We start from the raw sequence: 22,301 nt of genomic DNA, 5'->3' as shown, positions 1-22,301 counted from the left end.
CAAAGCTTAGTGTAGGGCAGAATTGAGTTCGATTTTTCTGTTGGAGCGGAAAGCAATCATTACGCCGGTTTTAGAATCGCATCGGAAATGGATACCATTTTTGCCTGAAAGCTCTTTGCCTTTGTAAAGTCCATCTTCTTTGATTTCAAATGTTGGATTAATTTCTTTAATCTTTTGGGCTTCTTGAGGTGTGATTTTAAAAACTGTTCCTGCCAAAATTGCAATGCCTCCATCAACAATACAACCATCGCCCAAACTAATACCTGTGGAGCTATTAACACCAAGTAAGCAGTTTTTGCCAATGCTAATAGGTTCAGAGTTGCCACCACTTAAAACCCCTAAAATACTCGCACCACCGCCTACATCGCTACCTTCTCCAACAATCACACTAGATGAGATTCTACCTTCATTCATACAAGCACCCATTGCCCCAGCATTGAAATTCACATAGCTAGCCCCGGGCATTTGAGTGTAACCACCTGTGCCAAGATATGCACCAAAGCGAGTTTTGGCTGTATCAAGTAAGCGGATATTATCATATTGTGGAATAACTTGCATAAGATAGCGTGGGAATTTATCTACAAAGTCAATGGCAGGGAATTCCCCTCGCATTTTAAGAGCGATTTCATTTTCTCTTAGCCAATCAAGTTCAAAAGGCACATTGCCACTCCAAGCAACATTTGTAAGCAATCCAAAGATTCCATCTAAATAGAGACTTCTTAAAGGGGCTTTGCCAAGTGAAAGAGCCAAAAGCTTCATATAAGCAGATTCTACACTTTTGCATTGTGTATCTTCATAAATAGCACAAAAGCGATAGCGGAAGTCGCCATTTTCTGTATAGATTCTATCCTCTTGCAAGGCTCTTTGTAATTCCAAAACCACAGCAACATTTTTGTGTGCATTAGGATTGCTTTGAGTTTCTGCTAAGTAAGGAGAGAAAGCCTCTAGTGCTTTGATGACAAATTCCTCTGTAATTCCAAAAACTAATTCACTTTCGCATTCTTCTAAGATTTCACATTCTTCTCTTAGTTCCCAAAAAATTGCATAACTTCCAAAGTTTTCTTTCCAGTTTAATACAGGATAAGTTGCTTGCAAGACTTTATTGCTCATAATTCCTACATCAGCATAACAGATTCCAAAACCAATAGGGGCTTTATAGTCGCTTTTTGCTTGAATTTCACTTACTTTTTGTTTGAAATGATTTGTATCCATATAATATTCCTTAGAAATGATTTTTGATATTATAACGATAAAAGTTTATCAATTCCATAAAATTGAAGTAAATGGAAGCTATAATTAGCAAATTTTTATTCTTAAATAAGTGGGATAATCAATGCAGAAAGATATTTTGATTTTAATTTTACTTTGTGCGGCAATAGGGGTTTTATTTGTAGGTTTGTGGATTGCATTTTTGATGAGTAAAACTAAGGCGAATATCAAGAGTGAAAAATTCCCTAGTGCAGAGGAATTGTTGGCTAAAATGTCAAAAAAGGAAAATAGCTTGCAAGATTTGATAGAATGTGTGAAGTTTGCCAAAATACATTATAATCTTTATATGGGAGAGGTGGAAGATTTTGATATGAAATTTTTGCTTATATTAGCAACGCATAAGGCAACTGATGCAAAATTGATTTTGGATGTAGAATCTTATTTTAAGCTTGCAAATCCACAAAGAAAGGAAAAATTAGAGAAAATTTTGGGTGTTGGTATGGCAAGGAGATGATTTAAGATAAATAAAATTTTTGAGTTTAATTAAGCTATTTTAAGTATAATGATTGTTTTAAAAAATATTTAAAATTAAGGAATCAATATGCAATGTCCGGTTTGTAATGTAGATTTGGTAATGAGTGAAAGAAGTGGAGTAGAGATTGATTATTGTCCAAAATGTCGTGGCGTTTGGCTTGATAGGGGAGAGCTAGATAAAATCATTGAACGCTCTCAAGGCACTTCGCATTCTCAAGCAAGATATGAAGAACCAAGATACAAAGAAAGCCGCCATTATGAAAAGCCCAGAAAGCGTGAGAGCTTTTTGGGGGAATTGTTTGATTTTTAGTTATGATTATAATTCCAGCAAGATTAAAATCTACGCGGTTTCCTAATAAGATTCTTGCTCTTATTAAAGGGATTCCTATGGTTGTTAGAGTGGCACAAATTGCAAAAGAAGTGGATAATGTAGTAATTGCTTGTGATGATGAAAATGTGCAAAAAGTGTGCAAGGACTTTGGCTTTGAAGGAGTTTTGACTAATAAAGAGCATAATAGCGGCACAGATAGAATCGCAGAGTGTGCAAGGATTTTGGGTGTAGATGATAATGAAATTGTGATTAATTTGCAAGGTGATGAGCCTTTTATTGAGCAAGAAGTTATTCAAACGCTTAAGGATTTTATGGAAACTAAGGCAAAAGAGTTGGGCGAGATTCCATTTATGGGAAGTTGTGCGAAGGTGATTTCCAAAGAAGAAGCAAAAGATCCAAATTTGGTAAAAGTGATATTCAATAAGAGTGATGAAGCTATTTATTTTTCACGCTCTCTTATTCCTTATGATAGGGAAAATATTATGGATACTCACAAAGAGTGGCATTATTTTGGGCATTTGGGGATTTATGCCTTTAGTGGCAGGAGTTTGCAAGAGTTTTGTAAGCTTCCAAAATCCCCTTTAGAAGAAATTGAAAAATTAGAGCAATTAAGAGCAATAGAGAATAATAAGAAAATTGTAATGGCAAAAGTTTCTAGTAAATCTTTTGGGATTGATACCAAAGAGGATTTACAAAGAGCATTGGAAATATTTTGCAGATAAAATTGACCATATCTATTTAAATTCAAAATTCTTTAAGCTTTTTTGGAGTAAAAGCTAAATTCATTTTAGTTTTTTAAAAAATGAAAAAGTTTATATTTAAAGTGTATTTTGAAAGGATAATAATATGGAAAAGTCTAGCAAAAGAGTCTATTTAGACAATAATGCAACGACTATGTTGGACCCGCGAGCAAAGGAACTTATGGAACCTTATTTTTGTGAAAAATATGGGAATCCAAATTCTTTGCATACTTTTGGAACAGAAACACACAAGGCAATAAGAGAAGCTTTTAATCATCTTTATGAAGGAATTAATGCAAGAGATGAAGATGATATTATTATTACTTCTTGTGCGACAGAATCTAATAATTGGGTGCTAAAGGGAGTGTATTTTGATGTTTTGCGTTTTGGCGAGAAAAATCACATTATCACTACTGATGTGGAGCATCCAGCGGTTTTGGCAACCTGTAGATTTTTGGAGACACTTGGAGTAGAAGTTACCTATCTTTCTATTGGTGAAAATGGGACACTTAAAGCTAAGCAAGTAGAAGAGGCTATCACAGATAAAACGGCACTTGTTAGCATAATGTGGGCAAATAATGAAACAGGGATTATTTTCCCTATTGATGAGATTGGGGAAATCTGCAAAAGAAGAGGCGTGTTATTTCACACAGATGCGGTGCAGGCTATTGGTAAGATTCCTGTTGATGTGCAAAAGGCTAATGTAGATTTTCTAAGCTTTAGTGGGCATAAATTCCATGGACCTAAAGGAATTGGTGGGCTTTATATCAAAAAAGGTGTAAAGCTAACTCCGCTTTTTCATGGTGGAGAACATATGGGTGGCAGACGCAGTGGGACGCTCAATGTGCCTTATATTGTTGCAATGGGAGAAGCAATGCGACAAGCTTGCTTGTATTTGGATTTTGAACGCAATAATGTAAGACGATTGCGTGATAAGCTAGAAGATGCGTTGCTAGAGATTCCTGATGTATTTGTAGTTGGGGATAGGGCATTACGAGTGCCTAATACAATTTTGGTAAGTATTCGAGGTGTAGAGGGTGAGGCGATGCTTTGGGATTTAAACAAAAATGGCATTGCTTGTTCGACTGGTAGTGCTTGTGCGAGTGAGGATTTGGAGGCTAATCCTGTAATGAGTGCAATTGGTGCAGACAAAGAATTGGCACACACCGCAGTTAGAATCTCTTTAAGTCGTTTTACAACGCAAGAAGAAATTGATTATGCAATCACAATTTTTAAAAAATCAATTGAGCGTTTAAGAACAATTTCAAGTAGTTATTAAAGGATATAAGATGGCAAAAAATGAATTATTGGGTGGAGCATTGTGGGATGCTTATAGTAAAAAAGTTAGTGAGCGAATGGATAATCCAACTCACTTGGGAGTTATCACGCAAAAAGAAGCCGATGAACGAGGGTTGAAGTTGATTGTTGCAGATTATGGTGCAGAGGCTTGTGGTGATGCTGTAAGGTTGTATTGGCTTGTAGATAACAATGATGTGATTGTCGATGCGAAATTTAAGAGCTTTGGCTGTGGGACTGCTATTGCAAGTAGTGATATGATGGTGGAATTGTGTTTGGGCAAAAAAGTGCAAGAGGCGGTGAAGATTACTAATATTGATGTAGAAAAGGCATTGCGTGATGATCCTGATACGCCAGCGGTCCCGGGGCAAAAAATGCACTGCTCTGTAATGGCTTATGATGTGATTAAAAAGGCAGCTGCATTGTATCTTGGGAAGAATCCAGAGGATTTTGAAGATGAGATTATAGTATGCGAGTGTGCTAGGGTGAGCCTTGGGACATTAAAAGAAGTTATTAAGCTAAATGATTTAAAAAGTGTAGAAGAGATAACTGAATACACCAAAGCAGGCGCATTTTGTAAAAGCTGCATTAAGCCCGGAGGACACGAAGAAAGGGAATATTATCTTGTGGATATTTTGCGTGATGTTCGAGCAGAAATGGAAGAAGAATCGCTAAAAAACAAGGCGGATTTGGAATCTAAAGGGGATTTGAAGTTTGCTGATATGACTTTGGTGCAAAAGATTAAAGCCATTGAGAGTTTGATTGATGAGAAGATTCGTCCTATGCTTATGATGGATGGCGGAAATATGGAGATTATTGAGCTTAAAAATTCAAGTGATGGGCATACTGATGTGTATATCCGCTATCTTGGTGCTTGCAGTGGTTGTGCAAGTGGTGCGACAGGGACACTTTTTGCTATTGAATCTGTTTTGCAAGAGGGGCTTGATTCGAGTATTAGAGTATTTCCAGTGTAAGGGGATAATAAAATTAATGCGACGCAGTGAATTTGAATGCAATGATTCTAAGATTATAGAATCAATGTTGCAAAAAATCGAATTTGGTGTGATGATTATCCCAGATGTTGAACCTTATGGGGTTCCTATTAGTTTTTGTTATTGTAGTGATGAAATTTATTTTCATGGAGCAAAGAGTGGTAGAAAATACCATTTGCTAAAAGAGAATCCAAAAGCCTCTTTTAGTGCTACAAAAGTTTATTCTTATATTCCTTCTTATTTTTTAAATAACACAATGATTCCTATGCAATTTTTCTTTTCTGTTTATCTAAGTGGCACTTTTGAAACAATTACAGATCATCAAAGAAAAAAACATATTTTAAAGGCGTTAGTGCAAAAGTATGAACCTCACAATGATTCATTGAATATGGATTTGGGTCAATTTAAAGGGCAAGAAAGGGGTGTATTTGTTGGAGCAATAAAGGTAGAAAGTCAAAGCATAAAAGCAAAATTTGGGCAAAACTTAAAACAGGAAGTTAGAGAACAAATAATCAGAGATTTGACTAATAGAGGCACTTTATTAGATCAAGAAACTATTGAAATGATGCGCTATTTTAGCCCCCAACCTTGAGGTTTGTTAGTGATTTAAAATTAATAGGCTAAAGGCTATGACTACCATTCCTAGAATTAATCCATATAAGCTATCGTGTGCTTCTCCATAGTTTTTTGAAGCAGGAAGTAATTCATCTAGCGAGATAAATACCATAATTCCAGCTACAAAGGCAAAAGTAATTGCTAAAGTTAAATCTCCCATAAAAGGTAATAGAAATAATGCGCCAATAATTGCTCCTAAGGGTTCTGCAAGTCCAGAAATAGCAGAGTAATAGAAAGCTTTCTTTTTGTTGCCTGTGGCGTGATAAATAGGTAGGGAAACCGCCATACCTTCAGGAATGTTGTGAATGGCAATGGCAAGTGCGATGATAATACCAAATGAAAGATTATCTAAGCTTGAAGCAAAGACTGCAAAGCCTTCTGGAAAATTATGTATTCCAATGGCAATGGCTGTTAAAATCCCCATGTGTTTAAGTTTTAAAGTTTCTCTTTGTGAGATTCCAGGGTGATAGCTTGGTTTTTGTTTGCCACTAGGAATGGGGCAAATTTTTAACTCTAATAACTCATCATTATCTTTAGGATTGTGTGGATTAAGTTCTTTTGGGATTAGTTTATCGATAAGTAGGCTGATTAATAAGCCTCCAAAAAAACATAATAAACCTATTATTTCGCCAAAATCTTTAGAATAGGTTTTGAAATCTAGCAATGAAGAGGGTAGAATCTCTACAAAAGCAATATAAATCATAACTCCCGCAGAAAAACCCAGCCCAAAAGATAAAAATCGAGTATTATTTGCATATGAAAAGAAAGCAATTAAAGCTCCAATTGCACTTGAGGCACCTGCAAAAAATGTTAGCATGATAGCATAAAAAACCTGCCAAGATAAAATTTCCATAATTAATTCCTTTAATAAAAACCAAATTGTAGCACTTTTTGTATTAATAATATAAAGAGAACAATATTAACAATATAATTGTATTTTTTTTAATGATTTAAAAGTAAATAGTTTATTTTTCTTTGTGATATATAAAATATTACAATATGTAATTATAAAATCAATAATGCAAACCAAATTATAAGAATCTAATTTAAGTGCAAGTTTTATTTAAAGCATCGTGTTATAATCCTGTTAGTTGGCTTATTTTAATTGAGGCTGTGAGTGAGATATTGATATAAGTAAGCCATTAGATTCTTTTTAAAATAAGATAATAATTTTTAAGGAGATATTTCATGAAACACAAAGCTTTTGCATTCTTATCTCTCTCAACTCTGCTTTATTCTCAAGGCAATCAAGTTACAATACAATATGCTAATTCTCCCCTAGCAAATCCTACGCAAATTGATTGCACCGATATTTTAGGCAAAGATTCGCTTTTAAATAATAGCGATATTGCAAAGAGTTTGCAGCAGATTCCTGGGTTTTCAGTCGCTAAAAAAGGCGGAGGTGGAACAGAAGCGTTTTTTTTGATCGCTTGGTGGAGGTAGATTGCCAATTGTCGTAAATGGAGGGACTTTATTAGGAGGTTGTGGTGGTAGAATGGATACGACTTTAACCTATATTTTTCCACAAAATTATAATTCTATTACCATTATAAAAGGTCCTCAAGATGTAAGATATGGATCTTTGATTACTGGGGAATGCTTTTTGATAGAGAGATTCTAACACTTCAAAAACCAAGTTTTAGCGGTGGGGTGGATGCGCTTTATGGAAGTTTTGGAAGGGTTGATGCTAATGCGCATTTAGTAGGCGGAAATGAACTAGGTAGCTTACAGGCTATTTATTCAAACTATAGAAGTGATGATTATGAAAGTGGCAGGGGAGAAGCTGCTTATGCAGATAGGACAATGGATGCGAGAACTTTTGATAGAGAATCTTATCAAGCACATCTTGTTAAATTTTTAAATGATGATAAGCTGGATTTTCATATTTATCATCACGAGATTGATCATATTGTGGATAATTTTAGTCTAACTAATGGTATGCCAAAAATAGGAAATAAATATCAAATTAGCAATCCCAATAGGGCAAATACGGGCGGAAGATTAGAATATCAAAAAAAGTTTGATCTCTCTAAGATTTACTTTGGTGGAAATTATAATTTAGATAAGCATAAGACTAGATCTATTGCTAATCAAAATAGTGCACAAGAAGCAGAAATAATTCTAAATAGCCCTTATGCGCCTAATTATACTTTTAAAAGTTATGGGGTTTTTTCGCAAATAGAAACCTTTACTTCATCTAATATGGGATATTTTGCAGGTATAAGGGGCGATAGGGTGGATATGACAGCCCACAAGCTAGATACTTCTAATACAAAATATGCCTTGAGTGGCTTTGGAAGAGCTGAAAAATATTTTGGCGATTACACGCTTTATGCTGGTTTGGGCTATGCACAAAGGATTCCTGATTTTTGGGAAGTTTCTAAGGGAAATGGTTTGAATCTAAAAAAAGAAAAAAACACACAATTGGATTTGGGGGCAACTTATCACAAAGAGCAGCTTAACTTTAGTATGTCTAGCTATGTTTCTTGTATTTAAGATTATATTATGTTAAATTACAATACAGCTACCACTACAGGCTTTAACACTGATGCGTTATTATTGGGTGGAGAAGCAGAGATTTCTTATGAATTTTTGCCTAATACATTGGCATTAGCTCAAATGAGCTATACCTATGGACAAGACACAAAAGAAAATAGACCACTAGCACAAATTGCACCCTTGCAAACACTTTTTGCATTAAAATATGATGACAATAAATATTTTATTAAAGGTGAAATCATCGTGCATGCAAAACAAACTAGAAGTTTAGAAGGCTATGGCAATGTGGTGGGTCAAGATTTTGGCGATTCAAGTGGATTTGGTATTATAAACTTTTATGTGGGTTACGCTTATGATAATATCAAACTTTTTGCAGGGGTTGAAAACCTCACAGATAAACTCTATAGCTACCACCTCTCTAAAAATAGCATTGATCTGAGTGTAGCAGACAATCCTGTTAGTTCTAGAATTTATGAAATGGGAAGAAACTTTTGGGTAAGAGTCAAAATAGACTTTTAAGATTCATGAAAATGGTAAATTTTTATTTAGTGGAATTTAAATTTGCTTTTTTAAGAAAAAATAAATATAATTTCAATCGCCCTTTTTGAGACTTGTGCAATGAATCTTTTGGATAATGCTTCAGGGTGGGAACACAGCAGAGCCTTCAAAAAATTTATGTGCCGCAAGTATCTTAAGAAGGGTTTTTAAAACTTCAAAAATTTTTACTTCTTTAACCCTTTTATTAATATTCTTTTTTTATAATACTGAAATTTTTTATTGTGGAGAAATTGATGGATAGTATTCCTACTTTACAAGAGGCTTTGAAGCTTGATAGAGATGGTATTAAAGAATTAAAAGAAAAATTAAAAAAGAAAATTCAAGAAAGCAATTTAAATGCGTATGTTGGAGAACTGCAAGATTATCAAGAGGATTTTTTGCCTATTGCAATTAAAGATAACATAAATGTAAAAAATTGGGAGATTACTTGTGCAAGTAAGATATTAAAGGGTTATATTGCCCCTTATAATGCTACAGCAGTGGAAAATCTTTTAAGCCACAAAATGGCACCTTTTGGGCGTACTAATATGGATGAGTTTGCTATGGGAAGCACGACAGCAAGCAGTTGTTATGGTAAGACGCTCAATCCTAAAAATCTCAATAAAGTTCCCGGTGGCAGTAGCGGTGGAAGTGCAGCGGCTGTTGCTGGTGGAATCGCACTTGCAGCACTTGGTAGCGATACAGGTGGAAGTATTCGCCAACCCGCTAGTTTTTGTGGTTGTGTTGGATTAAAACCTACTTATGGTAGGGTTAGTCGTTATGGATTGGTGGCTTATAGCTCTAGTTTGGATCAAATTGGACCTATTACACAAAATGTAACAGATTGTGCCATACTCTTTGATGCAATAAGCGGATATGACAAAATGGATTCTACTTCTGCTAATCTTGCACCTACTAAAACCCATAAGAATCTTAATCCTAATACCAAAATGAAAATTGCTATTTTGCCAAATCTACTAAAAGATGCGGATGCAAATATTCAAAATGCCTATCAAAAAACAATTGATAGATTAAGTAAAGATGGGCATACGATTGTTGAAAAAGAAATGCTTGATACAAGCTATATTATCTCTGCATATTATGTAATTTGCACCGCTGAGGCAAGTTCGAATCTCGCAAGATTTGATGGTGTGCGTTATGGAAATAGGGCAAAAGATGTCAATAATCTTAAAGAATTGTATTTCAAAACGCGTTCTCAAGGGTTTGGTGATGAGGTGAAAAACAGAATCTTGCTTGGCTCGTTTGTGCTTAGTAGCGGGTATTATGACGCATATTATATTAAAGCTCAAAAGGTGCGGACTTTGATAGCAAGGCAATATAGCGAGATTTTAAAGGAATGTGATGCAATTTTGTCTCCAGTGGCACCTAGTACAGCTTTTGGATTTGATGAATGCAAGAGTCCTTTGCAGATGTATTTAGAAGATATTTACACTATTGGCGTGAATCTCGCTGGTCTCCCAGCACTTTCTTTGCCTGTAAGCGAAGATGATGGAATGCCTATTGGAATGCAGCTTATCGGAGATTCTTTTGCAGAACAAAAGATTTTAGATTTAGGATTGAATTTGGAAAATTTATGTAAGGAGGATTTATGAAAATTAGAGCGCGTGCATTGACTTTTGAAGATGTTTTGTTGGTTCCAGCTTATTCTGAAATTTTGCCCAAAGAAGTATCATTGCAGACAAAATTTAGCAAAAATATTACTTTAAACTCTCCTTTGGTTTCTGCGGCAATGGATACAGTTACGGAATATCGTACTGCTATTGCTATGGCAAGGGTTGGCGGGATTGGGATTATTCACAAAAATATGGATATTAATTCTCAAGTAGCACAAATCAAGAAGGTTAAAAAAAGCGAAAGTGGTGTGATTATTGATCCGATATTCATTAGTCCTGAAGCGACTTTGATGCAGGCAAAAGCAATCACAGATAATTATAAAATTTCTGGTGTGCCCGTGGTTGATGATAGTGGAAGTTTGATTGGGATTTTGACTAATAGGGATATGCGTTTTGAGACGGATTTAAATCGCTTGGTCAAAGAAGTGATGACAAAAGCACCTTTGATTACTGCACAAGTTGGTACAAGCCTAGAGGAAGCACGCAATATTATGAATAAGCATAAAATTGAGAAATTGCCTATCGTGAATGAAAAGGGAATTTTAAAAGGGCTTATCACAATTAAAGATATTCAAAAAAGGATTGAATATCCGTACTCTAATAAAGATGATTTTGGTAGATTGCGCGTTGGTGCTGCTATTGGTGTATTTCAATATGATAGGGCTAAGGCATTGGTAGATGCGGGAGTAGATGTTTTGGTATTGGATTCTGCACATGGGCATAGTCGAGGGATATTAGAAACCATTAAAGAAATTAAAAAGCATTTGGTGGTAGATATTGTCGCTGGAAATGTTGCCACAAAAGAAGGGGCTAAGGCATTGATTGAAGCTGGGGCTGATGGTGTAAAAGTAGGTATTGGTCCGGGAAGTATTTGCACTACTAGAATTGTTGCTGGTGTTGGAGTGCCGCAAATTACAGCAATTGCTGATGTAGCAGAAATATGCAATCAAGAAGGGATTCCGCTTATTGCCGATGGAGGTATTAAGTATTCAGGGGATATTGCAAAAGCACTTGCAGCAGGTGCAAGTAGCGTGATGATAGGAAGTATGCTTGCAGGGACAGAGGAATCACCGGGAGAGACAATCATCTATCAAGGTAGGCAGTATAAAAGCTATCGTGGAATGGGAAGCTTAGGGGCTATGAATAAGGGAAGTGCAGATAGATATTTCCAAGAAGGTACAGCACAAGAAAAGCTTGTCCCAGAGGGAATAGAGGGCAGGGTGCCTTATAGGGGTAAGATTGCAGATGTGATTCATCAAATGCTTGGGGGATTGCGTTCTTCAATGGGATATTTGGGGTCAAAAGATATTCCTACTTTGTGGGAAAAAGCGGAGTTTGTAGAGATTACGCAAAGTGGTTTGAGGGAATCTCATGTGCATGATGTGATGATTACCAAAGAAGCCCCAAATTATCATATTAGCAATTAATGATTTTCTAAGGGTGAGGTTGATTTTGGAAGTTATGACTATTTTAGCATAAATAAAATAGTTGTAGGTTTCTTCCTTTGAATACCGCACTTTATAAGAAGTAATGAGTTTCAAGATTTAAAATTAAAATTATCTATTCAGTAATTTTTCTGTGTCAATTTTAAAGTCAAAAAACTCTGAAATTATGCCAGAATTTCCGATAGTTGTAAATTGTGAAGCTGCGGCATTGTAGTTGTTTTCTTGTAGGTATAAAATTCCATTAGCGATTCTTGTTTCATAATTGGTTGGTGCTTCAAGTTTGGAGAGTTGCAAAAGTGTAGCGGCATTTTCTGTATGTCCTGCTCCAACCGCTGCAACTGCTGCTAAAAAGAGAGTTTGAGTGTCTTGCTCTTTAAAATCATCAATAAGGCTATTATAAAGCGTGAAAGATTTTTCGAATTCTTGTAAATAGATGTAAGTTAGAGCAAGTGCTTGAATCACGCCTCGCACATCTTTTTGCTCGGTAATTAGGCGATTGTCCAAATCCTTTTGCACATAGTGCAAAGAGCCGATGATATAGGCAATCTCAATATATATTTCTCTTACAACCGCTGCACCATAATAAATGGGTTCTTTATTGATGGAGGGGTTTTGATAATAGCTTTGTAGTTTCAAAGAAAGGCTTTTTGGGTCATCTTTATAATTGAGAGCTAAAAGTTCTAGGAGATTGCTTAAAGGGTCATTTGGAAGCAGGGATTTTAAGCTACTAGCAGAGCTAATAAGTAGGCTTTGGTTTTGAAGTAGGATACTTTGGGTGAAGTTTAGCGCATAATAAATTGCAATATTGCTTTTTTGGGTTTCTAGGAATTCTAGTGGCATAGGTGTGCCATTATGCACAAAATTAAGCAATGCACGGATAAAATCTTTTTCTTCTTTGGTGCCTTTTAGATTGATAATTTCTTGGTTAATTTCGTTGTTTAATCGCGTAGAATCTCGGTATGTAAGTTGGGAAGTGATAAGCGCAAAAATGCCTGCTTGTAAATCTTGGGGGTTGAGATGAAAAGCGCGGATAAAGTGTTGATAAGAATGGTCAAAATCTCCCATTTGTGCATAATTTAATCCTAAATTGTAGTGCAAAATAGAGTGATTGGGATAATCAGTAATTGCAGTGGTTAATAGTTTATTAGCATTTCGGATATTTCCATTGAGTGTTTCTAAAATAGCATTGGCGATATTTTTATTGACTTTGGAGATGGTTTGCCCTCGGAGTAGAATCTCTTTGGCTTCTTGGAGATTTTCAATGTGGATATTGATCCCGCCTTCTTGAATGATATTGAAAGCTTCTTTTGCATCAAAAACTTTATAGGGAGCAAAATAAAAGAGAATTTTATAGGAATTAAGCTTTAAGCCATTAAAATTATCCCAAAAACGCTTTTGAGCAATATTGACATCAAAGAAATCTTTTTTGAGGGAAATTTTGATAGGATAGGGATTTTGATTGATTGATTCTTTGTCATTGGCGTATTTATTGAGGATTTTTGAAGCATCTGCAAATCTTGAAAGTTGGAGTTTCATAAGAAGTAATGCCATTTCTTTGTCTAATGAAGTTCCGAGTGCTTCTATGCTTTGTGTGATGAGGCTATGGGCTTTGGAGTAATCTCCGATTCTTGCATAAAGTAGGGCAAGGTTAAACCAAGTGTTTGGATTTTTGGAATTTTTTTCGAGTATTTCTATTGCTTTGTAATCATCGTTGAAATAGGTGTATAAAGAAGAAAGTAAATAATTATTTTGTTCTTGATAATAAGTAGAGCTTTGGTGTGTGAGTGGAGAGAAAGCCTCAAAGTAATTGCCTTTGTAATAGTGTGTGAGTGCATAAAGATAAGAATAAAGTGGAAGTTTCCCAGAATAGGGGAGATAAGTTTCTGCCAAATCTAAATAATATTTGTATTTTAAGGGTTGATTGAGATAAAGGGAGCATACAGCAGCATTAAGAGAGCTAATTACTCGATCTTCCCCCAAATCAATGGCTTTTTGAAAGGATTGCAAAGCATTTTCATAGGATTTTTCTTCCATTTGGGCAACCCCTAAATTATAGTTGGATAATCCTTCTGAATAGCTTGAAATTTTTTCATATAAGTCTAATGCTTCTTTTTTGTTTCCGCTAGAATATAAAAAATTAGCTTTTTTGAGCCAAGCTTCTAGGTTTTCAGCATTAGTAATAATATCTCCACCTCTTTGGATAGAAAACTTTGGTGGTAGGATTTTGGATTCTTGTTGTGTGTTGGTTGTAGGCTCTTGTGAGAGAAATTGTCCAAGTAAGAATATAAAGAGAATGATAAGAAAACCAAGCAACAAAGCAAGGGCAATAGCTAGTTTTTTGCGTTCTTTAAAGAAAAGTTGAATCTTTTCAAATTTGCTAAGTTGCTTTGGTTTTTCTTCTTTTTTTAGAATATCTTGTAAGATGTCAAAACCATCATCAAGGCGTATAATCTGCTTATCATCTTCTTGGAGAGCCATTTTGTTACCTTAAGTAAGGTTGTAAAACGCTGGGAATCTCGATACTTCCATCTTCTTGCTGATAATTTTCCATAATCGCAACAAGCGTTCTTCCAACAGCTAGGCTAGAGCCATTTAGGGTATGAACTAAATGATTTTTTTTGTTGGCATCTTTGTATCGGATTTTTGCGCGTCTGGCTTGAAAATCTCTCGTGTTTGATATAGAGCTAATTTCGCGATAGCAGTTTTGCCCAGGAAGCCAAACTTCAATATCAATGGTATTGCTTGCACTAAAGCCCAAATCCCCCCCGCAAAGCTGGATTAGTCGGTGTGGTAATCCTAGTGAAGTGAGCAATGCAGAAGCACAAGCCACCATTCTTTCTTGCATCATCTCGCTTTCTTGCGGAGTTGTAATTGCTACAAGCTCTACTTTATCAAATTGATGCTGACGAATAATGCCTCTTGTATCTCTTCCAGCACTTCCTGCTTCTTTTCTAAAGCAGGGTGTGTAAGCAGTCATCATTAATGGCAGTTCTTCTTCTTGCAAAATTTCATTGTTATGAAGGTTAGTAAGTGTAACTTCTGCGGTGGGAATCAAATAAAGCTCATGCCCTCTTTTTGCTTCTTTGGAATCTTGTGATTCTTCATCGTCAAAATCTGAAATTTTAAAAAGGTCATTTTCAAATTTTGGTAATTGTCCTGTTCCAAAAAGCATTTGTGAATTAACAATCACGGGAGTTCCAACCTCGCTAAAGCCTCTTTGGGTATTAAAATCCAACATATAGTTAATTAAGGCACGTTCTAGTTTTGCACCCATACCCATAAAAACACTAAAGCGACTTTTGGCAAGTTTTACTCCGCGTTCAAAGTCAATCCAACCATTTTTTTCTGCAAGTTCCCAATGTTCTTTTGGGCTAAAAGAAAAGGTTTTAGGTTCGAGAATCTTTTTGATTTCTACATTGTCATTCTCATCTTTGCCAAAAGGAGTTTTAGAATCTGGGATATTTGGTATCATATAGGATAGCTCTTGTAGTTTTTCTTCCCACATTTGCGATTCTTGAGTATAGAGGGAAATTTCTGCTTTAAGCAAATCACATTCTTTTTTAAGCTCTTGGATGTCTTTACCCTCTTGTTTATATTGCGCAAAAAGTTTTGTTTTGCTATTTTGTAGTGCTTGTTTTTCTTCTAATGCAATTTTTTTCTGCTTATAATTAAGGTGTGTTTGGCGAAGAGTTTCTAAAAAAACTTCATCAATATTGCGTTTTGAGAGCCCTTGAACTACATTTTCAAAATCATTAACTAAAAGCTTCAAATCTATCATAATTTTTCCTAAAAATAATTTGATTGATTCTATACTAAAGCTTGTTAAAAACAGCATAAAATTATTATTTGTATTCTTAAAAATTTTTCAAAAATGGTGGTATAATTTTGAATTATTTAGCAATAACATTGAAATATAAGGAATGAAAGTTGGGAAGTGTGGGAAGTTTCGCGTTGGTTTTTGGGATTATTATAGCCATTTCTTTGTTGATTGTTCTTGCGACAATTATTTCTGTGATGAGAAGTGGCAATAAATTAACTTCTTTTGAGAAAAAGATTCTAGTATTTGTGGCAATGGCACTTTGTTTTTTTGTGATTGTTTTGTACATTGCCTCGAATTTTTCACTTTTTTTAGCTTGGATTTCTTAGATTTTGTGTTTTCTCCAAATTCCCATTTGAAAAATTTTCCAATATACAAAAGCACGCAAAAAAGTCTCTAAACAGATACAGATATAAATATAAATAATGGGGTAACCAAGTTTTGCAAAAAAATAGCAAGGAATTACCCGAAGCCCCCAAATCATAATAGAATTAACAATCAGTGTAATTTTGGTGATTCCAGCACCTCTTAAAGCCCCATCTAAAATACAAATAAATGCAAAAGCAATTTGTGAGATGCCAATGGGGATAAGGTATTTTGCACTAGCAATTATAGTTTGTGAATCTTTGCTAAAAAAGCTTGAAAGAAAAGGAGCAAAAGCACTCATAATAAAGCCAACAATCCCCATAAAAATACCGCCAAGCAAGAGAGTATTTAAGGTGCTATATCTTGCTTCAAGTGGTTTTTTAGCACCCAGATTTTGCCCCATTAAAGCCATCGCAGCAATCATAAATCCAAATCCCGGCATAAATGCAAAACCTTCAATTCTTGTAGCAATTTGATAGCCTGCTAAATCATAAGTGCCATAAAGTGCTATAAATTTGGTCATTAAAATAATGGAAAAAAGAGTAAAAAGCCTCTCGCAGCCCGAAGGGATTCCCACCATAAAAGCACGCTTGATATAATTGAAATTAATTTTGCCTTTAAGTGAGATGGGAGATTTTTTGTACAGCAAAAGGCACAAGAATAATGCTAAAGTTTCTGCAAAATTGACAATAAGTGTCGCAATGGCAGCACCAATGATTTCAAAACTTGGAATAAAGAAAAAACCAAAGATAAAAATATATTTTAAAGCGGGATTAAAAAGAGTAATGAATATTTTTATAAAAAAGGGTATTTTTGTAGCCCCAGCGGCAGAAAATGCAGAAATGCTAACTTGTTTTATCAAAAGCAAAGGGATAGAAAAAAGCGTAATCGCCAAGTAAGAATGACCTATTTGTCTTGCTTCATCTGAGATTCCAACCCAGCTAAAAAAATAATCAAATCCCAAAAAAGCTAAAATTAACAAAGGAATAGAAAAACAAAAAGCTGCAAAAGTAAGACTCAAAACAACTTCATCGGCACTTTTTCTATCCTTAGCACCCAAAAAGCGAGAAACCAACGCACTATTCCCTACAAATATAATTGTGGTAAAAGCAAAGAATAGCATAATATAATTAAGGCTAATGCCAACAGCCACAATCGCATTTGCCCCAAAAACTCCAATAAACATTAAATCAATGGATAGATTAATAATATCTAAAAGCGAGTTTAAACCAGAGGGGATTGCAATATTTAAAATTTTTCTACTTCTTTCTTTGGAGTAGAATTTTAAACGATTAAGCACGCGCAACAAGCCTAGCAACTAATGCCAAAGAAGAATCTTTATTGTTTCTTTGGATAAGTTTTTCTTGATAAAAGAGTATTTCTAAATCTAAAAATGATTTTAATAATTCATTTTTGCGTAATAAATGGGAAGAATCTTTTGCAAAAGCATTGAATGCCTCATTATCGCTTTTGATGAATGTTTCAAAGATTAAAAGTCCGCCCTTTTTTAAACCCTCAATCATAAAAGGAAATAATCTACGCTCCAAAAAAAAGCTATTGCAGATTAAATTATAAGTGTGTGGAGGAATTTTGAAGGTGTCTAAATCCTCACAAATGGGATTAATATCAATCTCATTTTGTAGTTTAGAAATTGCATAAGAGGAAATATCAACACTATCTACCACAAAGCCATTGTCTCGCATAAATTTTGAATTTCTTCCCATTCCGCATGCAATATCCAAGGCTTTTCCTTTTGGGGCTAGATGAATATTTTCTATCAATAATTGTAAGGGATTATCTGGGAGTGGATTAATCTTGTGTTGTAAATCCCATTTTTCTTTATCTTTAATCATCAAATCGCTTCAAAATACTTTGATAAGAATCAATGCGTCGATCACGCAAGAATGGCCAAATCCTTCTCACTTCTTCGGTGCGTTTTTTATCCCATTCAAAATAAATAATTTCCTCATTTTCTACACTACCAAGTGCTAGAATCTCACCTTGAGCACCAAAGGCAAAGCTAGAACCCCAAAAATGAATTCCCGCCAAAACCTCACTAGAATCTTTTTCAAAACCAACGCGATTAATTGCTGCTACAGGGATTCCATTTGCTATGGCATGTCCTCTTTGGATTGCTATCCAAGCTTCTCTTTGACGCTCTTTTTCATCTTTGGAATCTTCATCAAACCAACCAATGGCGGTGGGATAAATAAGAATTTCTGCCCCTCTTAATGCCATAATCCTTGCTGCTTCAGGATACCATTGATCCCAACAAACCAAGATTCCAAGTTTCCCAAGGCTAGTTTGAATGGGAGTAAAATCTAAATCACCCGGTGTAAAATAGAATTTTTCATAAAATCCAGGATCATCAGGAATGTGCATTTTGCGGTATTTACCGGCAATTTCTCCATTTTTTTCAAAAACAACTGCGGTATTGTGATAAAGTCCGCTTGTGCGTTTTTCAAAAAGTGAGGTTACAAGGACAATATTATTGTTTTTGGCAATCTCACTAAAATACTCACAATCTTTTTGGAAACTTAAAGCATAATCAAAAAAATCTACATTTTCACTTTGACAAAAATATTCTGTAGTGTGCAGCTCCTGTAGCAACACAAGATTCGCACCATTTTGTGCAGCTTCTTTTATCATTTTTGCACTTGCTTGCATCGTTGCAGCTTTTGTGCCTTTGAAAGCTTGTTGTATGAGTGCTACTTTGATGGGTTGCATTTAGTAATCCTCATCGCTTTCATAGTCATCATCATTGTTTTCATAGTCATCATCGTCATAATTATATTTATCGCTATCTTCATAGCGTGAATCATAGCCATCATACTCTTCTTCTTCAAATTCTTCGCATTCATCTTCATAAGATTTTGTTAGTATTTGCATTTTTACTCCTTTTGTAAAATAATTGAAATAGCTTCGCTTGCAAGACGCAAACCAAAGCTCCCAGTAACTCCGCTAAAACTCCCTAGTTCTTTGCATTTTGGAATTTCTGGGCTAAAGACTGCCAAAAAATCTCCCTTGAAACCTTGTTTTTTAAGCCCTTCTCGGAATTTTCTAGCAAACTTATCCCCATAAGTTTTCCAAATGCTTGCACTTTGGATTTGTGAGGGGTCGAGTTTTTTGGCACTTCCTGTGGAAGAAAGTAAAATAGGATAATTGTTTTGTTTTTTGGTATGATTAGCAATCTTTAGTGCAAGGGCGATTTTTGCATCAATATCATCAATTGCATCAATAACAATATCAAAAGAGCTAAAATCAAAATCATTCAAAAAGTCTTTTGTAATTTTGGTTTCTATGGCTTCTATATTTGGGTATTTTTTGGACAGCACTTGCACCTTTTTTTGTCCCAATCCTTCAAAAGAACCAATTTGTCGATTCTGATTAGTTTCATCAAAACTATCATAATCAATAATACAGATTCTTCCAATTCCTGTGCGATAGAGACAATCCAAAGCAAATCCGCCTACACCGCCTACACCCAATAAAAGCACATTAGCCTTTTGGAGTTTTTTAAATCCCTCTTCTTTGAAGAGTAGAAGTGTCCTAGCAAAGCGTTTATCACTCATTGTAAAATCCAATTTTGCAAGTTTTTTAGGCGATTTCTAGCGGTAAAATCTAAGCTAATGGGTGTGATGGAGACAAAATTATTCATAATAGCATTGAAATCTGAGGTTTCTCCATTGTTGCGTTCTTCCCAATTTAGGGGGTGGAGACCAAGCCAATAATATTCTTCTCCACGCGGATTTCTATGCAAATGTGCATCATTTCCATAAACTCTAATGCCAAGTTCTGTAATTTTAATGCCATTGCATTGTTCTTTTGAAATTTGTGGGATATTGACATTGAGGAATTCACGCTCACCAAGAGGAAATCCCTTGTCTAAGACTTTTTTTGCTAAATGATAAATTGTATCTTTGGCAAGGGAAAAATCAAATCCAAAATAATCCTTATCTTGCAAAACTTGTGAAATAGCAATAGAAGGGATTCCATGCAAAACGCCCTCCATTGCAGCACTTGCTGTGCCTGAATAACTGACATCTTCCCCCATATTAGAGCCGATATTAATGCCACTTACTATTAAATCTGGTTTGAAGTTTTCTTCATAAAGGGCATGGAGTGAAAGATAAATGCAATCAGTGGGACTACCATCATCTAATTTATAAAAATCATCATCAAGCTTGATGAATCTAAGAGGGCGTGTGAGTGTCATACCATGCCCACAAGCAGATTTTTCATTAGCAGGAGCAACAATGACAATATGCCCCAAAGGCATTAAAGCTTCTTTGAGTGCTAAAAGCCCAGGGGATTGATATCCATCATCATTGGTTATTAAGATTCTTTTCATTGGATTGCCTTAGAAAGTGAAATATTTACTCAAAAGAATTTCTAAATTTCGTTGAGCTTTTGGGGTTAGGGAATGGAGCTGTTTTTGGATGGAAATTTGAAGTTTTTTGGCTTCAATTTGAGCGGATTTTAAACCCAAAAGATTAACATAACTATTTTTTTGCAAATCATTGTGTGTAGTTTTCCCTGCTTCTTTGGAGCTTTGTGTGGCATCAATAATATCATCACGAATTTGGAAAAATAGCCCCAAATCCAATCCTATTTTATAAAGTGTTTTACAAGTTGTTTTATCGCATTTAGCAATAATACCGCCCATTTGCAAGGAAGCGGCAATAAGTTTGGCGGTTTTGTTTAAATGGATGGTGCGTAAATCTTTTAGGGGTAAAGTTTGTTTTTCAAAATAGCAATCTAAAGCTTGCCCTAAAACCATTCCATAAATTCCGCCATTATAGCTTAGAATCTTAATGAGTTTGTTTTTGATTTTTGGTTTAAGTTTGGAAGTGGCAATGCAATAAAAACTATGTGTATTTAAAGCATCTCCAATCAAAATTGCTCCACATTCATCGTATTTGCAATGTAATGTTTGCGCTCCTCTTCTTAAGTCCGCATTATCCATCGCAGGAAGATCATCATGGATTAGTGAGTAGGTGTGTAAAATCTCTAATGCAAGTGCGCTAGAAAATGCTTTTTGAATAGATTTTGGCTTGTAAGCATCGACTATGCTTAAAAGTAATTTTGGACGGAATCGTTTCCCGCCATTTTCAACCATTTCCCATAAGGCTTTTTCAAAATAAGGATGAAAACTAGGCACTTTTGGTGCTTGTGAAATGAGGTAGGTTTCAAATTCACCAAAAATAGATTGTAGGTTTTTCCTCATTGCTTGCCTTTTGTTGATTTACTTCAATGAAAAATTGAAAATCTTTGCGTGAAATTAACCATTTTTGTCGCATATTAGTATAATCCCCCAAAAAGCGGATAATAGCATTATATCCGTAGGGGACATTATTTTGGTTGATTTTTAAAACTTTATCACCAACTTGCAATAATTCAAAGCCATTTTTGGCATTAGGGGAGACAGAAGTAATGGTAAAATCATCAGAGATTGCAATTCCAATACGCCATAAAAAATCCTCTTTTAATAGCATTCCCCCATGTCTTTTATCAACCTTTACAGAAATATTATGAATAGTTCCATCGCGTTGTATTCTAACTGGAATGGTAGAGCCTTCTTTCAAATCAAATACTACGCGGTTAAATTGACTGACATTAGGGATAGCTTCTCCATTAACCATCATTATAATATCGCCATATTTAAACGGATTGTTTTCAAAAAACGGATCAATGAGGCTAACTTCCACTCTATCTTCTTGATTTTGGATTACTCTAATGCCAATATCTCCGTAATAAATGGGATTGTTAATGAATCTATCCAGATATTTTTTGTCAATAAATTGATTATTGCCTATACCAATCCCATAGATGTGTTCGCAGATAGTGCTAATAAGACTATTTGGAAAGGTGGGTGTATTAAGAGAGGCAAAGTCAATGGGGCTTTGCATTTGATTTTTTATTTTCCCACTCACGCTTTTTGTGGGGGTAATACTTGCAATCTCATCTTCTAGCATTTTGCTATCAATTTGCTTTAGAGTTATAGGGGTGAGGTTGGTTTTTGATTCTAATAGATACATACCCACAAAGGGATCATGTTTGAGGATTTTATAGCCCTTTGGGGGATTTTTGGGAGAATAAAAAAACAAAATACTTTTTGATGGGCTAGAATCTTTTTGTAAAGATTGTATGGCTATTCCATAGCTTTGCCCGATTTTTTCCATAGAAAGTGCGGCTTTATTTTGACAAGCAGTGAAATCATAAGCAAAAGTAGAAATTTCAATAAAGAAAAAAATAAAAAATATTCTAAGAATTTTGTGCTTCATTA

25 protein-coding genes and 1 other RNA gene are annotated in these 22,301 nt (G+C 35.1%); 13 read left to right on the top strand and 13 right to left on the bottom strand.

Annotated features, from left to right (window positions below; translation table 11 throughout):
* Nucleotides 1-6: 6 nt before the first annotated feature.
* A complete protein-coding gene (locus tag EL247_RS05185; protein ID WP_005020889.1) occupies nt 7-1,212 on the bottom strand; it encodes a 2,3,4,5-tetrahydropyridine-2,6-carboxylate N-succinyltransferase in 1,206 nt (401 codons plus the stop codon).
* A gap of 121 nt (nt 1,213-1,333) precedes the next feature.
* Here EL247_RS05185 and EL247_RS05180 point away from each other — a divergent pair, with 121 nt between their 5' ends.
* The 6 genes from EL247_RS05180 (at nt 1,334) to EL247_RS05155 (ending at nt 5,694) form a co-directional block, all read left to right on the top strand.
* Nucleotides 1,334-1,723 (top strand): hypothetical protein, encoded by a 390-nt coding sequence (locus EL247_RS05180; RefSeq protein ID WP_060662651.1) that lies wholly within the window; start codon nt 1,334-1,336, stop codon nt 1,721-1,723.
* An 87-nt stretch (nt 1,724-1,810) separates the two neighbouring features.
* On the top strand, nt 1,811-2,053 hold the full coding sequence (locus tag EL247_RS05175) for a TFIIB-type zinc ribbon-containing protein (protein WP_054197698.1): 243 nt from the start codon (nt 1,811-1,813) through the stop codon (nt 2,051-2,053).
* A gap of 2 nt (nt 2,054-2,055) precedes the next feature.
* The gene (kdsB, locus tag EL247_RS05170; RefSeq protein WP_104745320.1) at nt 2,056-2,796 is read left to right on the top strand and encodes a 3-deoxy-manno-octulosonate cytidylyltransferase; all 741 of its coding nucleotides are present in this window, start codon (nt 2,056-2,058) and stop codon (nt 2,794-2,796) included.
* 124 nt (nt 2,797-2,920) lie between these two features.
* Nucleotides 2,921-4,093, top strand: coding sequence for a NifS family cysteine desulfurase (locus tag EL247_RS05165; RefSeq protein ID WP_104745319.1), 1,173 nt, complete (start codon nt 2,921-2,923; stop codon nt 4,091-4,093).
* A gap of 10 nt (nt 4,094-4,103) precedes the next feature.
* Entirely contained in the window at nt 4,104-5,084 is a 981-nt protein-coding gene (locus EL247_RS05160) for an iron-sulfur cluster assembly scaffold protein (RefSeq protein ID WP_104745318.1), read from the top strand.
* Between the two features lie 16 nt (nt 5,085-5,100).
* On the top strand, nt 5,101-5,694 hold the full coding sequence (locus EL247_RS05155; RefSeq protein ID WP_104745317.1) for a pyridoxamine 5'-phosphate oxidase family protein: 594 nt from the start codon (nt 5,101-5,103) through the stop codon (nt 5,692-5,694).
* A gap of 6 nt (nt 5,695-5,700) precedes the next feature.
* Here the strand turns inward: EL247_RS05155 and zupT are convergent, their stop codons facing one another.
* Nucleotides 5,701-6,570 carry a zinc transporter ZupT gene (gene zupT / locus EL247_RS05150; protein ID WP_005020897.1) on the bottom strand — a complete coding sequence of 290 codons (870 nt, stop codon included), beginning with the start codon at nt 6,568-6,570 and terminating at the stop codon, nt 5,701-5,703.
* Between the two features lie 335 nt (nt 6,571-6,905).
* Between zupT and EL247_RS08635 the strand changes: the two genes are divergently transcribed.
* From EL247_RS08635 to guaB, 7 genes are all read left to right on the top strand, one after another.
* Nucleotides 6,906-7,160, top strand: coding sequence for a hypothetical protein (locus tag EL247_RS08635; RefSeq protein ID WP_232019733.1), 255 nt, complete (start codon nt 6,906-6,908; stop codon nt 7,158-7,160).
* Between the two features lies 1 nt (nt 7,161).
* A complete protein-coding gene (locus EL247_RS08630) occupies nt 7,162-7,338 on the top strand; it encodes a TonB-dependent receptor plug domain-containing protein (protein ID WP_230456471.1) in 177 nt (58 codons plus the stop codon).
* On the top strand, nt 7,314-8,213 hold the full coding sequence (locus EL247_RS08730; protein WP_331852461.1) for a TonB-dependent receptor domain-containing protein: 900 nt from the start codon (nt 7,314-7,316) through the stop codon (nt 8,211-8,213). The genes EL247_RS08630 and EL247_RS08730 overlap by 25 nt, the downstream gene beginning before the upstream one ends.
* A 9-nt stretch (nt 8,214-8,222) precedes the next feature.
* Entirely contained in the window at nt 8,223-8,735 is a 513-nt protein-coding gene (locus tag EL247_RS08725) for a porin family protein (protein ID WP_324808445.1), read from the top strand.
* Nucleotides 8,736-8,818: 83 nt separating this feature from the next.
* Nucleotides 8,819-8,916, top strand: an RNA gene (gene ffs, locus EL247_RS05140) — signal recognition particle sRNA small type.
* 100 nt (nt 8,917-9,016) lie between these two features.
* A complete protein-coding gene (gatA, locus tag EL247_RS05135) occupies nt 9,017-10,366 on the top strand; it encodes an Asp-tRNA(Asn)/Glu-tRNA(Gln) amidotransferase subunit GatA (RefSeq protein ID WP_060662726.1) in 1,350 nt (449 codons plus the stop codon).
* Nucleotides 10,363-11,814: an IMP dehydrogenase gene (guaB, locus tag EL247_RS05130; protein ID WP_104745315.1), complete on the top strand. Its 1,452-nt coding sequence runs from the start codon at nt 10,363-10,365 to the stop codon at nt 11,812-11,814. The genes gatA and guaB overlap by 4 nt, the downstream gene beginning before the upstream one ends.
* A 129-nt stretch (nt 11,815-11,943) precedes the next feature.
* On the opposite strand, the gene EL247_RS05125 is transcribed toward guaB, so the two are convergent.
* The 11 genes from EL247_RS05125 to EL247_RS05080 form a co-directional block, all read right to left on the bottom strand.
* Nucleotides 11,944-14,310, bottom strand: coding sequence for a tetratricopeptide repeat protein (locus EL247_RS05125; RefSeq protein WP_104745314.1), 2,367 nt, complete (start codon nt 14,308-14,310; stop codon nt 11,944-11,946).
* 4 nt (nt 14,311-14,314) lie between these two features.
* Nucleotides 14,315-15,610: a serine--tRNA ligase gene (gene serS / locus EL247_RS05120; protein WP_005020916.1), complete on the bottom strand. Its 1,296-nt coding sequence runs from the start codon at nt 15,608-15,610 to the stop codon at nt 14,315-14,317.
* Between the two features lie 112 nt (nt 15,611-15,722).
* Nucleotides 15,723-15,938 carry a hypothetical protein gene (locus EL247_RS08570; RefSeq protein ID WP_158653925.1) on the bottom strand — a complete coding sequence of 72 codons (216 nt, stop codon included), beginning with the start codon at nt 15,936-15,938 and terminating at the stop codon, nt 15,723-15,725.
* A 36-nt stretch (nt 15,939-15,974) separates the two neighbouring features.
* Nucleotides 15,975-17,333: an MATE family efflux transporter gene (locus EL247_RS05110; RefSeq protein ID WP_232019732.1), complete on the bottom strand. Its 1,359-nt coding sequence runs from the start codon at nt 17,331-17,333 to the stop codon at nt 15,975-15,977.
* On the bottom strand, nt 17,308-17,868 hold the full coding sequence (locus EL247_RS05105) for a class I SAM-dependent methyltransferase (RefSeq protein ID WP_104745313.1): 561 nt from the start codon (nt 17,866-17,868) through the stop codon (nt 17,308-17,310). The genes EL247_RS05110 and EL247_RS05105 overlap by 26 nt, the downstream gene beginning before the upstream one ends.
* Nucleotides 17,861-18,742, bottom strand: a complete 882-nt coding sequence (locus tag EL247_RS05100) for a carbon-nitrogen hydrolase (protein ID WP_104745312.1) — start codon at nt 18,740-18,742, stop codon at nt 17,861-17,863. The genes EL247_RS05105 and EL247_RS05100 overlap by 8 nt, the downstream gene beginning before the upstream one ends.
* Complete coding sequence (locus EL247_RS08565) at nt 18,743-18,904, bottom strand: hypothetical protein (protein ID WP_005020935.1); 162 nt, start codon at nt 18,902-18,904, stop codon at nt 18,743-18,745.
* A gap of 2 nt (nt 18,905-18,906) precedes the next feature.
* On the bottom strand, nt 18,907-19,587 hold the full coding sequence (locus EL247_RS05095; RefSeq protein WP_054197707.1) for a ThiF family adenylyltransferase: 681 nt from the start codon (nt 19,585-19,587) through the stop codon (nt 18,907-18,909).
* Nucleotides 19,584-20,366, bottom strand: a complete 783-nt coding sequence (gene surE, locus EL247_RS05090; RefSeq protein ID WP_104745311.1) for a 5'/3'-nucleotidase SurE — start codon at nt 20,364-20,366, stop codon at nt 19,584-19,586. Before surE ends, EL247_RS05095 begins: the two co-directional genes overlap by 4 nt.
* A 9-nt stretch (nt 20,367-20,375) precedes the next feature.
* Nucleotides 20,376-21,242: a polyprenyl synthetase family protein gene (locus EL247_RS05085; protein ID WP_005020940.1), complete on the bottom strand. Its 867-nt coding sequence runs from the start codon at nt 21,240-21,242 to the stop codon at nt 20,376-20,378.
* Entirely contained in the window at nt 21,211-22,299 is a 1,089-nt protein-coding gene (locus EL247_RS05080; RefSeq protein ID WP_104745310.1) for a DUF7488 domain-containing protein, read from the bottom strand. Before EL247_RS05080 ends, EL247_RS05085 begins: the two co-directional genes overlap by 32 nt.
* Nucleotides 22,300-22,301: the final 2 nt, after the last annotated feature.

This window comes from Helicobacter pullorum, from assembly GCF_900638355.1.
Classification (GTDB): domain Bacteria; phylum Campylobacterota; class Campylobacteria; order Campylobacterales; family Helicobacteraceae; genus Helicobacter_D; species Helicobacter_D pullorum.
Note: the sequence above shows the minus strand (reverse complement) of the source record. Positions and strands in the feature narration are given on the sequence as shown.